This is a genomic window from Pseudomonas sp. Arb-4-2C (assembly GCF_055755015.1).
Genome location: NZ_CM146899.1, coordinates 2,093,245 through 2,107,789 on the forward strand (window position 1 = coordinate 2,093,245; position 14,545 = coordinate 2,107,789).

At 61.3% G+C, this 14,545-nt stretch carries 13 protein-coding genes; 9 read left to right on the plus strand and 4 right to left on the minus strand.

Going from position 1 to position 14,545, the window contains the following annotated elements:
• The first annotated feature begins 13 nt into the window (after window positions 1-13).
• Window positions 14-628 carry a GNAT family N-acetyltransferase gene (locus AC0J41_RS09460; RefSeq protein WP_473015300.1) on the plus strand — a complete coding sequence of 205 codons (615 nt, stop codon included), beginning with the start codon at window positions 14-16 and terminating at the stop codon, window positions 626-628.
• On the opposite strand, the gene AC0J41_RS09465 is transcribed toward AC0J41_RS09460, so the two are convergent.
• Window positions 594-1,487, minus strand: a complete 894-nt coding sequence (locus AC0J41_RS09465) for a LysR family transcriptional regulator (RefSeq protein WP_473015301.1) — start codon at window positions 1,485-1,487, stop codon at window positions 594-596. The two genes, AC0J41_RS09460 and AC0J41_RS09465, sit on opposite strands and share 35 nt — an antisense overlap.
• 85 nt (window positions 1,488-1,572) lie before the next feature.
• Window positions 1,573-1,809 (minus strand): hypothetical protein, encoded by a 237-nt coding sequence (locus AC0J41_RS09470; protein ID WP_025109098.1) that lies wholly within the window; start codon window positions 1,807-1,809, stop codon window positions 1,573-1,575.
• A 183-nt stretch (window positions 1,810-1,992) separates the two neighbouring features.
• Between AC0J41_RS09470 and AC0J41_RS09475 the strand changes: the two genes are divergently transcribed.
• A complete protein-coding gene (locus tag AC0J41_RS09475) occupies window positions 1,993-2,550 on the plus strand; it encodes an NADPH-dependent FMN reductase (RefSeq protein WP_025109099.1) in 558 nt (185 codons plus the stop codon).
• A 160-nt stretch (window positions 2,551-2,710) separates the two neighbouring features.
• On the plus strand, window positions 2,711-3,994 hold the full coding sequence (locus AC0J41_RS09480) for an arsenic transporter (RefSeq protein ID WP_473015302.1): 1,284 nt from the start codon (window positions 2,711-2,713) through the stop codon (window positions 3,992-3,994).
• Between the two features lie 123 nt (window positions 3,995-4,117).
• Here AC0J41_RS09480 and AC0J41_RS09485 read toward each other — a convergent pair whose 3' ends face one another.
• The gene (locus tag AC0J41_RS09485) at window positions 4,118-5,068 is read right to left on the minus strand and encodes a DUF1853 family protein (RefSeq protein ID WP_473015303.1); all 951 of its coding nucleotides are present in this window, start codon (window positions 5,066-5,068) and stop codon (window positions 4,118-4,120) included.
• 115 nt (window positions 5,069-5,183) lie between these two features.
• Between AC0J41_RS09485 and AC0J41_RS09490 the strand changes: the two genes are divergently transcribed.
• From AC0J41_RS09490 to pepN, 6 genes are read left to right on the plus strand one after another with little or no spacing between them, the layout of a single operon-like run.
• Entirely contained in the window at window positions 5,184-6,074 is an 891-nt protein-coding gene (locus AC0J41_RS09490; protein ID WP_003224174.1) for an NAD(+) kinase, read from the plus strand.
• Window positions 6,074-7,045, plus strand: coding sequence for a metallophosphoesterase (locus AC0J41_RS09495; RefSeq protein ID WP_025109102.1), 972 nt, complete (start codon window positions 6,074-6,076; stop codon window positions 7,043-7,045). The genes AC0J41_RS09490 and AC0J41_RS09495 overlap by 1 nt, the downstream gene beginning before the upstream one ends.
• The gene (locus AC0J41_RS09500) at window positions 7,042-7,911 is read left to right on the plus strand and encodes a rhomboid family intramembrane serine protease (protein WP_025109103.1); all 870 of its coding nucleotides are present in this window, start codon (window positions 7,042-7,044) and stop codon (window positions 7,909-7,911) included. Before AC0J41_RS09495 ends, AC0J41_RS09500 begins: the two co-directional genes overlap by 4 nt.
• A 32-nt stretch (window positions 7,912-7,943) precedes the next feature.
• On the plus strand, window positions 7,944-8,204 hold the full coding sequence (locus AC0J41_RS09505; RefSeq protein WP_007919229.1) for a YeaC family protein: 261 nt from the start codon (window positions 7,944-7,946) through the stop codon (window positions 8,202-8,204).
• Entirely contained in the window at window positions 8,201-9,031 is an 831-nt protein-coding gene (locus tag AC0J41_RS09510; RefSeq protein WP_473015306.1) for a DUF2797 domain-containing protein, read from the plus strand. Before AC0J41_RS09505 ends, AC0J41_RS09510 begins: the two co-directional genes overlap by 4 nt.
• Before the next feature lie 10 nt (window positions 9,032-9,041).
• Window positions 9,042-11,699 (plus strand): aminopeptidase N, encoded by a 2,658-nt coding sequence (gene pepN / locus AC0J41_RS09515; protein WP_473015307.1) that lies wholly within the window; start codon window positions 9,042-9,044, stop codon window positions 11,697-11,699.
• Window positions 11,700-11,954: 255 nt separating this feature from the next.
• Here the strand turns inward: pepN and katG are convergent, their stop codons facing one another.
• The gene (gene katG / locus AC0J41_RS09520; protein ID WP_473015308.1) at window positions 11,955-14,225 is read right to left on the minus strand and encodes a catalase/peroxidase HPI; all 2,271 of its coding nucleotides are present in this window, start codon (window positions 14,223-14,225) and stop codon (window positions 11,955-11,957) included.
• Window positions 14,226-14,545 lie beyond the last annotated feature (320 nt).

Sequence of the window (14,545 nt, forward strand, 5' to 3'; positions counted from 1 at the left end):
GACTTTTCCGAGTATGCAACCGGTCATGAATCCAAAATACCCAGGGCTGTCGGTGCGCGTTGCCGACGATGGTTTTGCCGCCTACATCTGGGGCAGCGACTTCAGTTTCGAAGTGGCGTCCTACGGCGCGGCGGTGATCGGTCAGCCCGTGGCGCAGTGGGCAGTGACGCCGATTGTGCCGTACCGCAAATGCTATGGCATCGATCCCGAGGAGTTCAGCAGCTATCGTGATGCCGCCGACAGCGCGATTTTCATGGCTTATCTGGACGACGAGCCGGTCGGTCATCTGGTGATCAGCACCAATTGGAACGGCTTCGCGCACATCGACGAACTGGCGGTGCATGCACCGGCGCGCCGACATGGCGTGGCCAAGGCGTTGCTGGATGTGGCGCAGTTCTGGAGTCGCAAGAAGAAGCTGCCGGGGATCATGCTCGAAACCCAGAACAACAACCTCGGTGCCTGTCGCCTGTATGAGCGTTGCGGCTACGAGATTGGTGGCGTCGACCACTTGCGTTATCGCGGCATCGATCCGAACACCGCCGAAATCGCGTTGTTCTGGTATCGACTGTTCGGTAACCCGTTGGAAAACCCGCTCAACTCGCCAGCATCGCCCCGGCTTGTTCCGTGACGATCGTCAGCAGGGTCTGAATCGCCGCCGGCGTGGCGCTGTGCTGGTAGGTCAGTGCATACAGGCTGATCGGCACCGCCGGTGACAATGGGCAGACGTCCAGTCCGCCCGCTCGCGCGCCGAGGGCGGTGAACGGGTCGACGATGGCCAGTCCTTCACCGGCCTCGACCATGCTGCGCATCATCTGATGGGTTTGCACCCGGGTCTGGATGCTCGGCGCCGGGTGCAGGGCCTGGAGTTTGTTGTCCAGTGCCGGGTTCAGTGGGTCGTGGCCTTCGAGGCCGACCATCGCCTGCCCGGCCAGGTCCTGCAGGGAGATGTATTTCTGCTTCGGCTGCAGCCAGCCGTGGGGCGCGAGCAATTGCAGCTTGCCTTGGGCCAGCGGCCGGGCGTGGATGTCGGGGTGTTCGGGGTCGTGCAGGCTCAGGCCCAGATCGCTTTCGCGCAACAGCAGGCTGCGCACGATGTCGCACGTGGCAGCGCTGAGCAGACGGCACGGCGCATCAGGCAAACGCCGACGCAGCAGCGCGATGCTCTGTGGCAACAGGTGTTGCGCCAGCGGCGGGGTACCGATGATGCGCAGGGGCGCGGCGAGGTATTGCTTGAGGCTGCTGGCAAGGCGCTGCACCGGCTCCAGCGCTTCATAGACGTGAGCGATCTCGACTTGCAGCGCCCGCGCTTCAGGCGTCGATTGCAGCCGGCCGCGAACGCTGGCGAATAACATGAACCCCAACTGACTCTCGGCTTCGCGCAATCGCTCTTCGACCTCGGTCACTGGGAGCTGCAGCCATTCGGCAGCGGTGCCCAGGTGACCGGTCTGCAAGAGCGCCTGAATCACTTCGATATGACGTAAACGCATGCGTGAAGTCCATGTTCAGCAGGTGGGGTCAGTGGCTGAATCCTACCCCAAGTCTGCGCATATGACTTCTGCTCATAACGCGCGGTTATTGAGCGACGGTTGGCTCGGGTTCGCGGATCAGGGTGATGTCCGACTGAACCAGCAAAAACTCGCTGTCACTGAGCTTTTTGACGCGATCGCCAATGGCCAGCTTGTAGGTGGTGACAGGCTCCATGCCGGTGAGACCGTCTGCCGACGGGGTGGATTCCTGGAACTCATGCACGGAATAAACGCGGCCTTCCGCATCTCTTGCATGGAACTGACCGACGAGTACTGCTGCCATCTGCTTAGAACCTCTGGAGATAAAACGCTTGATTTGCGGCTTGGTAGACCGTCATCAAGCCCTGTAAGTTTTCCTACAGGAAAAAAATAATCAACGCGGAGGAATTTCCCTCGCTCACTGGTGAAACCGTCATCGAATCATCTATAACTACACGCTCTTCCCACGGACAGTCGAGAGTCTTCCATGAGCAATGTCTACAACGTCGCTGTAGTCGTCGGCAGCCTGCGCAAAGCATCGATCAACCGCAAAGTCGCACTGGCGCTGGCCGAGCTGGCACCGGCGAACCTCAAACTGAAGATTGTCGAAATTGGCGATCTGCCACTCTACAACGAAGACATCGACGGCGATTCACCGCCGGCAGCCTACAGCACTTTCCGCCAACAGGTGGGCTCTTCCGACGCGGTGCTGTTTGTCACCCCGGAATACAACCGCTCGGTGCCGGCGCCGTTGAAGAATGCGATTGACGTGGGATCGCGGCCCTATGGCCAAAGCGTCTGGGGTGGCAAGCCGGGGGCGGTGATCAGCGTCTCGCCGGGGGCCATCGGTGGTTTTGGTGCCAACCAGCATCTGCGTCAATCCTTCGTGTTTCTCAACGTGCCGTGCATGCAGCAGCCGGAAGCGTATCTGGGCGGCGCGGGCTCGGCGTTTGACGAAGCGGGCAAGCTGAGCGAGTCGGTCAAGCCGTTCCTGCAGAACTTCATCAATGCGTATGGGCAGTTTGTGGAACAACACAAAAAATAATCTGGTCAGATCTGCGGTAAAACAGAGATCCTGTGGGAGCGGGCTTGCTCGCGAAGGCGGTGTGTCAGATGACAATTTTGCATCCGACACTCCGCCTTCGCGAGCAAGCCCGCTCCCACATTGGGGTCTCCACTCATTTGAAATTTGAAGGCTGTCGCGAATGCTCGCTGCGTCACTGATCTTCCTGCTGACCATTACCCTTGTCATCTGGCAACCCAAAGGCCTCGGGGTCGGTTGGAGCGCGACGCTCGGCGCGGTGCTGGCGCTGATCTGCGGCGTCGTGCACCTGAGCGATATTCCGTTGGTGTGGCAGATCATCTGGAACGCCACCGGCACGTTCGTCGCACTGATCATCATCAGCCTGTTGCTCGATGAAGCGGGTTTCTTCGCCTGGGCTGCGCTGCACGTGGCGCGTTGGGGGCGGGGCAGTGGACGCAAGCTGTTTGCCTTCATGGTGCTGCTCGGCGCGCTGGTGTCGGCGCTGTTCGCCAATGACGGCGCCGCACTGATCCTCACCCCGATTGTGATTTCGATGCTGCTGGCACTGCGCTTTTCACCGGCGGCGACCCTGGCGTTCGTGATGGGCGCCGGTTTTATTGCCGACACGGCGAGCCTGCCGCTGGTGGTGTCGAACCTGGTCAATATCGTCTCGGCGGACTTCTTTCACATTGGCTTCAACCGCTATGCCGCGGTGATGGTGCCGGTCAACTTCGTCAGTGTGGCCGCGACGCTGGGCGTGTTGCTGTGGTTCTTCCGTCGTGACATCCCCAAGGTTTACGACCCCGAACAACTCGACCAGCCGCACACGGCAATCCACGACAAAGCCACGTTCTACGCCGGTTGGGTGGTGCTGGTGATCCTGCTGATCGGCTGCTTCTTCCTCGAACAACTGGGCATTCCGATCAGCGCGATCTCGGCGGCCTGCGCTGCGCTGCTGCTGGCGATTGCCGCCCATGGCCACAAGATTTCCACGCGCAAGGTGCTGAAAGAAGCGCCGTGGCAGATCGTGATTTTCTCGCTGGGCATGTACCTGGTGGTCTATGGCCTGCGCAATGCCGGGCTGACCGGGTATCTGGCCGGTTGGCTGGACGTGTTTGCCGGGTATGGCGTGTGGGGCGCGGCGCTGGGCACCGGGGTGCTGACGGCGTTGTTGTCGTCGATCATGAACAACTTGCCGACGGTGCTGATCGGCCTGTTGTCGATCGATGCCAGTCAGGCCAGCGGTGTGGTCAAGGAAGCGATGATTTATGCCAACGTGATCGGCAGCGATCTGGGGCCGAAGATCACCCCGATCGGCAGTCTGGCGACCTTGCTCTGGCTGCATGTGCTGGCACGCAAGGATATCCGGATTGGCTGGGGGTATTACTTCAAGGTCGGGATTGTGCTGACGGTGCCGGTGCTGTTGATTACCTTGGCGGCTTTGGCGCTGCGGCTTTCCATCTAGACCGCGTTGAGCCCTTCGCGAGCAAGCCCGCTCTCACATTTTGAACGGCATTCCAATTGGAATGCAGTCCCCCTGTGGGAGCGGGCTTGCTCGCGAAAGGGCCGGAACAGACGCTACAAAAACTCACGCCTGGCCAGGTACATTCGGCCAAAGATCCGACACCAGAAACAACCGCTCCGCCTCTTCCCATTCGCCCCGTGCGTTCTCGATCAGGCGTACCATCAGTTGCGCCGGGGCCAGCGGTTCCAGGGCCTCCAGCCACATCTGCAGATGGTCAGCGTTCCAGGTCTGATCCGCCGGGTAATGCGCCGGCGCCAGCCACGCATGCCGGGGCAGGGGTTGCCAGCGCCCGGGCGGGCGCTGGTCGACAAACGCCGGCCAGTCCTTCTGGTGCAGCCAGCTGCCGCGCAGGTGCTGCGGATGCGCGCCTTTTGGTGGTTCGGCCTGACCGGGCCACGGATACAGCAGATAACCGCCCAGCCACAACTGCGCACTGAACACTTCAATATCCAGCTTCGCCAGCACCGCGCGGCTTTCCGGGCGCGCCGAGATCGGCAGTTGGTGTTCCGCCAGGTGCGCCAGTTTACGGTCCAGTCGATCGTGACAGCCCGGGCCCAGCCACTGCGCCGTATCATGCCCGTTGCCATGCTGCGGGCCGAGGTAGAGCTTGATCGCCAGTTCCAGGTGATGCACGCCGTCACGATCGCGCAGCAGCATGTCCAGTTCGCCGAGGGTGTGGCCCTCGCGGCGAATCGGCAGGTTGGCGGCAATCAGTTCAATGCCCGGCGCATGCTCCACGGCAAACTGCCACAACCGCTCGTAATACAGACCCAGCCGCCGGGTGCGCGCCTGGGACAGCCAATGCAGCAAGCCATAACTGTCGCGATCGAGTTGCCGCAGCCACTGCTCCAGGCGCTGCGGATCGCTCACCCAATCGCTGCCCGCCAGCGGGTGACGCTGCGGCCACGGCGTCGTTGCGAGCATTGGCGGGGCGAGAATCACCCACGCCAGATCCCGCACCTCCGGATGGCGTAATTGGTGTGGCAACTGGAGCAGCTCGGGAAACAGGATCATCTTGCGAGCATAGCCTGAAACACGAGCGCACCCTTGAGGCTGAAAGGATTTTGTCTATGGCGGGCTTTCGCCCATAATCGTGTTTTTCGCGTTTTCGATTGTCCGCAGAGGTCCCATGGAGCAATTTCGTAATATCGGCATCATCGGTCGCCTGGGCAGCTCCCAGGTGCTGGATACCGTCCGCCGACTGAAACGCTTTCTGCTCGATCGTCACCTGCACGTGATTCTCGAAGACACCATCGCCGAAGTCCTGCCGGGCCATGGCCTGCAGACCTCATCGCGCAAGATGCTCGGCGAAGTCTGCGACATGGTCATCGTCGTCGGTGGCGACGGCAGCCTGCTCGGCGCTGCACGGGCGCTGGCCAAGCACAATATTCCGGTACTGGGGATCAACCGTGGCAGCCTCGGCTTTCTGACCGACATTCGTCCCGATGAGCTGGAAGTCGAAGTGGCCAAGGTGCTCGACGGCCATTACCTGGTGGAAAACCGCTTCCTGCTGCAAGCCGAAGTTCGCCGCCATGCCGAGGCCATCGGCCAGGGCGATGCGCTCAACGACGTGGTGCTGCACCCGGGCAAATCGACGCGGATGATCGAGTTCGAGCTGTACATCGACGGCCAGTTCGTCTGCAGCCAGAAGGCCGACGGCCTGATCGTCGCCACCCCGACCGGTTCCACCGCTTATGCGCTGTCCGCCGGCGGGCCGATCATGCATCCCAAGCTGGACGCCATTGTGATCGTGCCGATGTACCCCCATATGTTGTCGAGCCGGCCAATTGTGGTCGATGGCAACAGTGAGCTGAAAATCGTCGTGTCGAAAAACATGCAGATCTACCCGCAGGTCTCCTGCGATGGGCAGAACCACTTCACCTGTGCGCCGGGCGACACCATTACCGTCAGCAAGAAAGCGCAGAAGCTGCGGCTGATTCACCCGCTCGACCACAACTACTACGAAGTCTGCCGGACCAAGCTCGGCTGGGGCAGCAAGTTGGGTGGTGGAGGCGACTGATGCTCGATCCCGCGCGCAGTTATGACTTGATTGGTGACGTGCACGGATGCGCCCTGACCCTGGAACACTTGCTTGACCGACTCGGTTATCACAAGCAAGGCGGGGTCTGGCGGCATCCATCGCGCATGGCCGTGTTCGTCGGCGACATCATTGACCGTGGCCCGCGGATCCGCGAGGCACTGCACATCGTCCACGACATGGTCGAGGCCGGACAGGCGCTGTGCATCATGGGCAACCACGAATTCAACGCACTGGGCTGGAGCACGCCGGCCCCTCCGGGCAGCGGCAAGCAGTTTGTCCGCGAGCACACGCCGCGCCATGCGCGTCTGTTGCACGAGACCCTGACCCAGTTCGAGGGCCACTCCGGCGACTGGCACGATTTCCAGCGCTGGTTCTACGAGTTGCCGCTGTTTGTCGATGCCGGGCGGTTCCGCGTGGTCCACGCCTGCTGGGATGCCGGGCTGATCGAGCCGCTGCGCGCGTTGTTCCCCAATGGCTGCATCGACGAACACTTCCTGCAGGCCTCGGCAGTCCCGGACAGCTTTGCCTGCACCGTGTTCGATCGCCTGTTGCGCGGCACCGACATGCGCCTGCCGGATGGGCTGACCATGACCAGCGGCGACGGTCTGGTGCGTTCGTTCTTTCGTACCAAGTTCTGGGAAGACGACCCGAAAACCTACGGCGACATCGTCTTCCAGCCGGATGCACTGCCGGAGCCGGTGGCGCAGAAGCCGCTGACCTCCAGCGAAAAAAACAACCTGCTGCGCTACGGCGTCGATGAGCCTTTGCTGTTCGTCGGCCATTACTGGCGCAGCGGCAAACCGGCACCGATCCGCCCGAACCTCGCGTGTCTCGATTACAGCGCGGTGCTCTACGGCAAACTGGTGGCCTATCGTCTGGATCAGGAAACACGCCTGGATCCGCATAAATTTGTCTGGGTCGATGTCGAGCGGCCGGAGGTGCTGCAATGAGTGCGGTAGCGGTATTGCGTCTGCCGTTGGCGGTAGACCTGAGCGGTTTTGTCAAACTGTTGCAACGCATGCAGGTGCCCCATCGGGTCAGCGAGGAGGCGGGGGAGCAGGTGCTGTGGGCACCGTCGGAAATCAGTGAGGATGTGCGTTCGCTGTACGAGCGTTTTCCGGCCGGCGATCCCGATCAGCAACTCGACATCCCGCTGGCCCCGACCTTCAAGCGTCCAAGCTTCGCCGAGCAACTCAAACACGCCAGGGCCACCGGTTTCATCCTGCTGCTGAGCCTGCTGGTCGGCGGCCTGACGTACCTGGGTGACAACCTTGAGACCGTGCGCTGGCTGACCTTCCTCGACTTTCGCGTCGTCGGCGATTACATCCACTTCACACCACTGGCCGACAGCCTCGCGGCGGGGCAGTGGTGGCGGCTGTTTACGCCGATGCTGTTGCACTTCGGCATCCTCCACCTGGCCATGAACGGCATGTGGTACTGGGAACTGGGGCGGCGCATCGAATCGCGCCAGGGCAGCATCAATCTGCTCGGCCTGACGCTGCTGTTCAGCCTGGTGTCCAACTACGCGCAGTTTGCCTGGAGCGGCCCGACCCTGTTCGGCGGCCTGTCCGGCGTGTTGTACGGGCTGCTCGGTCACTGCTGGATCTTCCAGTTGCTGGCACCGAACCCGGCGTATCGCCTGCCGCGTGGTGTGCTGGTGATGATGCTGGTGTGGCTGGTGATCTGCATGTCCGGGCTGGTCTCGATGATCGGTTTCGGCCAGATCGCCAACGCCGCCCACGTCGGCGGGTTACTCATCGGATGCTTCACCGGTTTGTTGGGTGGTTTGTATAACCGCCGTAAACTGGCCGCCTAAAATTTCAGTGAATAAAGAGCACGGAGACCCTGATGTCCTCTTTTAACGACATGATCAACAACATTACCCCGGACATCTACGAGAGCCTGAAACTGGCCGTGGAAATCGGCAAGTGGTCCGACGGTGGCAAGCTCACCGCCGAACAGCGTGAGCTATCGCTGCAGGCGATGATCGCCTGGGAGATCCAGAACCTGCCTGAAGACCAGCGTACCGGTTACATGGGCCCGCAAGAGTGTGCGTCGAAGTCGATCGAAGTGCCGAACATCCTGTTCAAGTCGGACGCTATCCATTGATCGAGATTGGCCGCGGTGCAATCAGCAAAATGTCGGCGCGCCTGGACGGGCCGAATGTGCAATACGCGTTTCGTCTGGATGACGTCGAGGTGCCGGTCAATCCCATGATCGGCACCACGGTGCGTCTGGAATACCTGGGGGCGATCCATTGCACCCATTGCGGGCGCAAGACCAAAACCAGTTTCAGCCAGGGTTACTGCTATCCGTGCATGACCAAACTGGCGCAGTGCGACATCTGCATCATGAGCCCGGAGCGCTGCCACTTCGAGGCCGGCACCTGCCGCGAGCCTGCGTGGGGCGAGAAATTCTGCATGACCGATCATGTGGTGTATCTGGCCAACTCGTCGGGGATCAAGGTCGGTATCACTCGCGCGACGCAACTGCCGACCCGCTGGCTCGATCAGGGCGCGAGTCAGGCATTGCCGATCATGCGCGTGGCGACTCGGCAGCAGTCTGGCTTCGTCGAAGACCTGTTTCGCAGCCAGGTGGCGGACAAGACCAACTGGCGCGCGCTGCTCAAGGGCGACGCGGCGGCGGTGGATCTGGCCCAGGTACGCGATCAGCTGTTCGCCAGCTGCGCCGAAGGGCTGCAGGGGCTGCAACAGCGATTCGGCCTACAAGCAATTCAGACGATTACTGATGTAGAACCTCTCGAAATCCGCTATCCGGTCGAGCAATACCCGGCCAAAATCGTCAGCTTCAACCTGGACAAGAACCCGATTGCCGAAGGCACGCTGCTGGGGATCAAGGGCCAGTACCTGATCTTCGACACCGGCGTGATCAACATTCGTAAGTACACGGCTTATCAGCTCGCCGTGCATCAATAAGGATTCCAGCATGCGCACCGAACAACCGAAGATGATTTACCTGAAGGACTATCAGGCGCCCGAGTACCTGATCGACGAGACGCACCTGACCTTCGAGCTGTTCGAGGACCACAGCCTGGTTCACGCGCAACTGGTGATGCGCCGTAACCCGGCGCGCGGCCCGGGCCTGCCGCCGTTGGTGCTGGATGGGCAGCAGCTGGAGTTGCTGTCGGTGACCCTGGCTGACCAGGAACTCGGCGCCGACGACTATCAGCTGACGGAAAACACCCTGACCCTGCAGCCGGCCAGCGCCAGCTTCACCGTCGACACCAGCGTCCGGATCCACCCGGAAACCAACACCGCGCTGGAAGGCCTGTACAAGTCCGGCACGATGTTCTGCACCCAGTGCGAGGCTGAAGGCTTCCGCAAGATCACCTACTACCTCGACCGCCCGGACGTGATGAGCAAGTTCACCACCACGGTGGTCGCCGAGCAGCACAGCTACCCGGTGCTGCTGTCCAACGGCAACCCGATCGCCTCCGGCCCGGGCGAAGATGGCCGGCACTGGGCGACCTGGGAAGACCCGTTCATGAAACCGGCGTATCTGTTCGCGCTGGTGGCCGGTGATCTGTGGTGCGTCGAAGACACGTTCACCACCATGACCCAGCGCAACGTCGCGCTGCGCATCTATGTCGAGCCGGAAAACATCGACAAGTGCCAGCACGCGATGAACAGTCTGAAGAAGTCGATGCGTTGGGACGAAGAGGTCTACGGTCGTGAGTACGACCTGGACATCTTCATGATCGTCGCGGTAAACGACTTCAACATGGGTGCCATGGAGAACAAAGGCCTCAACATCTTCAATTCCAGCGCCGTGCTGGCCCGCGCCGAAACTGCCACCGACGCCGCGCACCAGCGGGTCGAGGCGATCGTCGCCCACGAATACTTCCACAACTGGTCGGGCAACCGCGTGACCTGCCGCGACTGGTTCCAGCTGTCGCTTAAGGAAGGCTTCACCGTGTTCCGCGACGCCGGCTTCTCCTCGGACATGAACTCGGCCACGGTCAAGCGCATTCAGGACGTGGCGTACCTGCGTACCCACCAGTTCGCCGAAGATGCCGGGCCGATGGCCCACGCGGTGCGTCCGGACAGCTTCATCGAGATCTCCAACTTCTACACCCTGACCGTGTACGAAAAGGGCTCGGAAGTGGTCGGCATGATCCACACCCTGCTGGGCGCCGATGGCTTCCGCAAGGGCAGTGACCTGTACTTCGAGCGCCACGATGGCCAGGCCGTGACCTGCGACGATTTCATCAAGGCCATGGAAGATGCCAACGGGGTCGACCTGACCCAGTTCAAGCGCTGGTACAGCCAGGCCGGCACACCGCGTCTGGCGGTGAGCGAGTCCTACGACGCGGCGGCAAAAACCTACAGCCTGACCTTCCGCCAGAGCTGCCCGGAAACCCCGGACAAGGTGGAAAAACTGCCGTTCGTGATCCCGGTCGAACTGGGCCTGCTCGACAGCAAAGGCAACGAGATTGCCCTGCGTCTGGCCGGTGAAGCGTCGGCGCAAGGCACCAGCCGCGTGATCTCGGTGACCGAAGCCGAGCAGACGTTCACCTTCGTCGACATCGCCGAACAGCCGCTGCCATCGCTGCTGCGCGGTTTCTCGGCGCCGGTGAAGCTGAGCTTCCCGTACAACCGCGACCAGTTGATGTTCCTGATGCAGCACGACAGCGACGGCTTCAACCGCTGGGATGCCGGTCAGCAACTGTCGGTACAGGTGCTGCAGGAGCTGATCGCCCAGCAGCAGAAGGGCGAGAGCCTGGTGCTCGATCCGCGTCTGATCTCGGCGTTGAAAACCGTGCTGTCCGATGAGTCGCTGGATCAGGCCATGGTCGCCGAAATGCTCTCGCTGCCAAGCGAAGCCTACCTGACCGAAATCAGCGAAGTGGCGGACGTCGAGGCGATCCACAACGCTCGCGAATTTGCCCGCAAACAATTGGCGGACAACCTGTTCGAAGCGCTGTGGCTGCGTTATCAGGCCAACCGTGATTTGTCGAAGCAAACCCCTTACGTGGCCGAGGCCGAGCATTTCGCTCGTCGTGCGTTGCAGAACATTGCGCTGTCGTACCTGATGCTCAGCGGCAAGCCCGAGGTGCTGGCCGCCACCCTTGAGCAGTTCGAAAACAGCGACAACATGACCGAGCGTCTGACCGCGCTGGCTGTGTTGGTCAACTCGCCGTTCGACGAGCAGAAAGCGCGGGCGCTGGCGAGCTTCGCCGAGCACTTCAAGGACAATCCGCTGGTCATGGATCAGTGGTTCAGCGTGCAGGCCGGCAGTACTTTGCCGGGCGGTCTGGAGCGTGTGAAAGCCTTGATGCAGCACAAGGCGTTCAACATCAAGAACCCGAACAAGGTGCGCGCGCTGGTCGGTGCGTTTGCCGGGCAAAACCTGATCAACTTCCATGCCGCCGATGGTTCGGGCTACCGCTTCCTCGCGGACCTGGTAATCGAGCTGAACGGCTTCAACCCGCAGATCGCTTCGCGCCAATTGGCACCGCTGACCCGCTGGCGTAAATACGACACTGCGCGGCAGGCGTTGATGAAGGCCGAACTGGAGCGGATTCTGGCTTCGGGGCAGTTGTCGAGCGATGTGTACGAGGTGGTGAGCAAAAGCCTGGCGTAACCCGTAACGAAATGTGGGAGCGGGCTTGCTCGCGAATACGGCGTGTCAGACACAGAGATGTCGACTGATGCACCGCATTCGCGAGCAAGCCCGCTCCCACCGTTTTTATTGGGGCGAACACGTATTCTGTCCCCGCCACAGATCCTTGGCAGGAGTGAGCTTGTTTGAGAATGCGGTGTGTCAGACAAGGAGATGTCATCTGATACACCGCAATCGCGAGCAGGCTCACTCCTACAGGGGGTTGCGTCTAGCCAGCTACTTCAGGTCAAACCGATCCAGGTTTGTCACCTTCGTCCAGGCTGCCACGAAGTCCTTCACGAACTGTTCTTTGGCATCCGAACTGGCATACACCTCGGCCAATGCCCGCAGTATTGCGTTGGAACCAAACACCAGATCAACCCGCGTCGCCGTCCATTTCACGCTGCCCGTTTTGCGGTCGCGTCCTTCGAACTCGTCCGCCGCCGGTGACGTCGGTTTCCACTCCACGCCCATATCGAGCAGGTTAGTGAAGAAGTCGTTGGTCAGCGCTTCGGTGCGTGTGGTGAACACGCCATGCCGGCTCTGCCCGACGTTGGCTCCCAATACCCGCAGACCACCCAGCAGCACGGTCATTTCCGGGGCGGAAAGGGTCAGCAGTTGGGCCTTGTCGATCAGCAATGCTTCGGCTGAAACGGTGTATTTGCCCTTGCTGTAGTTACGGAAGCCATCGGCAATCGGTTCGAGGAAACCAAACGACTCGACGTCGGTTTGCTCCTGAGTCGCATCCGTGCGCCCTGGATTGAACGGCACAGAAACCGAGTGCCCGGCGTTTTTCGCCGCTTGCTCGACCCCGGCATTGCCCGCCAGCACGATCAGGTCCGCCAGCGAGACTTTCTTGCCGGAGGCGCCGGCATTGAACTCGTTTTGAATGCCTTCGAGGGTCTTCAGCACCTTGTCCAGTTGCTCAGGCTGGTTGGCCTGCCAGGAGCGTTGAGGCTCCAGACGCAGACGGCCACCATTGGCGCCACCGCGTTTGTCGGAACCGCGAAACGTAGACGCCGCGGCCCACGCGGTGGAGACCAGTTGCGACACCGAGAGGCCGGATGCCAGCACTTTGCTTTTCAGCGCCTGCGCATCGTTGCTGTCGATCAGCGGGTGAGTGGCGTCAGGAATCGGGTCCTGCCACAGCAGTTCCTCGTTGGGCAGTTCCGGGCCAAGATAACGCGAGAGCGGGCCCATGTCCCGGTGGATCAGCTTGTACCAGGCGCGGGCGAAGGCGTCTGCCAGTTGATCCGGGTTGGCCAGGAAGCGCCGGGCGATCGGCTCGTAAATCGGGTCGAAACGCAGGGCCAGGTCGGAGGTGAGCATGGTCGGCGAGAGTTTCTTGCTCGGATCGTGGGCATGCGGAACGGTGCCGGCCCCGGCGCCGTTTTTCGGTTTCCACTGGTGCGCACCGGCCGGGCTTTTGAACAGTTCCCACTCGAAGCCGAACAGGTTTTCCAGATAGTTGTTGCTCCACTGGGTCGGGGTGGTGGTCCAGGTCACTTCAAGACCGCTGGTGATGGTGTCGGCGCCCTTGCCGCTACCGAATGCGTTGCGCCAGCCAAGGCCTTGTTCTTCCAGCCCGGCGGCTTCCGGCTCAGGCCCGACGTTGTCGGCGGGGCCGGCGCCGTGGGTCTTGCCGAAGGCGTGACCGCCGGCGATCAGGGCCACGGTTTCTTCGTCGTTCATGGCCATGCGGCCGAAGGTTTCGCGGATGTCGCGACCCGATGCGACCGGATCTGGATTGCCTTCAGGGCCCTCCGGGTTCACATAAATCAGGCCCATTTGTACGGCGGCCAACGGGTTTTCCAGATTGCGTTCGCCCTGATCGGTGCGGCTTTGCTCTTTGCCGTGCAAATCGGGTTCGGCTACCAGCGTGCCGTCACCGGGTTCCTGCATGGCGGCCTTGTCTTTGCCATAACGGCTGTCGCCGCCCAGCCATTCATGTTCCGACCCCCAGTACACGTCTTCATCCGGCTCCCACACATCAGGACGGCCGCCAGAATAACCGAAGGTCTTGAAGCCCATCGATTCCAGCGCGACGTTGCCGGTGAGGACGATCAGGTCGGCCCAGGAAATGTTTTGCCCGTACTTCTGTTTGATCGGCCACAGCAGGCGGCGGGCCTTGTCGAGGCTGACGTTGTCCGGCCAGCTGTTGAGCGGGGCGAAACGCTGTTGTCCGGAACCGGCACCACCGCGGCCATCGGCGGTGCGATAGGTGCCGGCACTGTGCCAGGCCATGCGGATGAACAGCGGGCCGTAGTGGCCGAAGTCTGCCGGCCACCAGTCCTGAGAGTCGGTCATCAGCGCGCGAAGATCTTGTTTCAGCGCCTGGAAGTCGAGGCTCTTGAAGGCTTTGGCGTAGTCGAAGTCCTTGCCCAGCGGATCGGACTTGGGCGAGTGCTGGCTGAGGATCTTCAGGTTCAGTTGATTCGGCCACCAGTCACGGTTCGTCGTACCACCACCGGCGGCGTGGTTGAACGGGCATTTCGATTCGTTTGCCATGTTCGGGTCCTTATCAGGTCTTCTACGGCCGGCTCGTGCCGACTTCGGACTAGTAAGGCTAGACCCGACTCGGGCAGTCAGCTAATAGGCCGACTATTGGAGGCTGATAGCCGCAGTCTTTCAGCGCCTTCAGGCGCTCTTGCAGGCTGCCGGGCCGTTTGACCAAAGCCGCAAATCCGCGTCCTTGAGCGCTTGCTGTACAACAAATTGCAAGAATCGGGATGACAGAAAGAAATGTTATTGTATAACATAAAAAAGATTTCATTCTGTTTCTGCCGGTAATCATCAGCAAAACGCCGGCAGCGATTCTCATTGTTCTG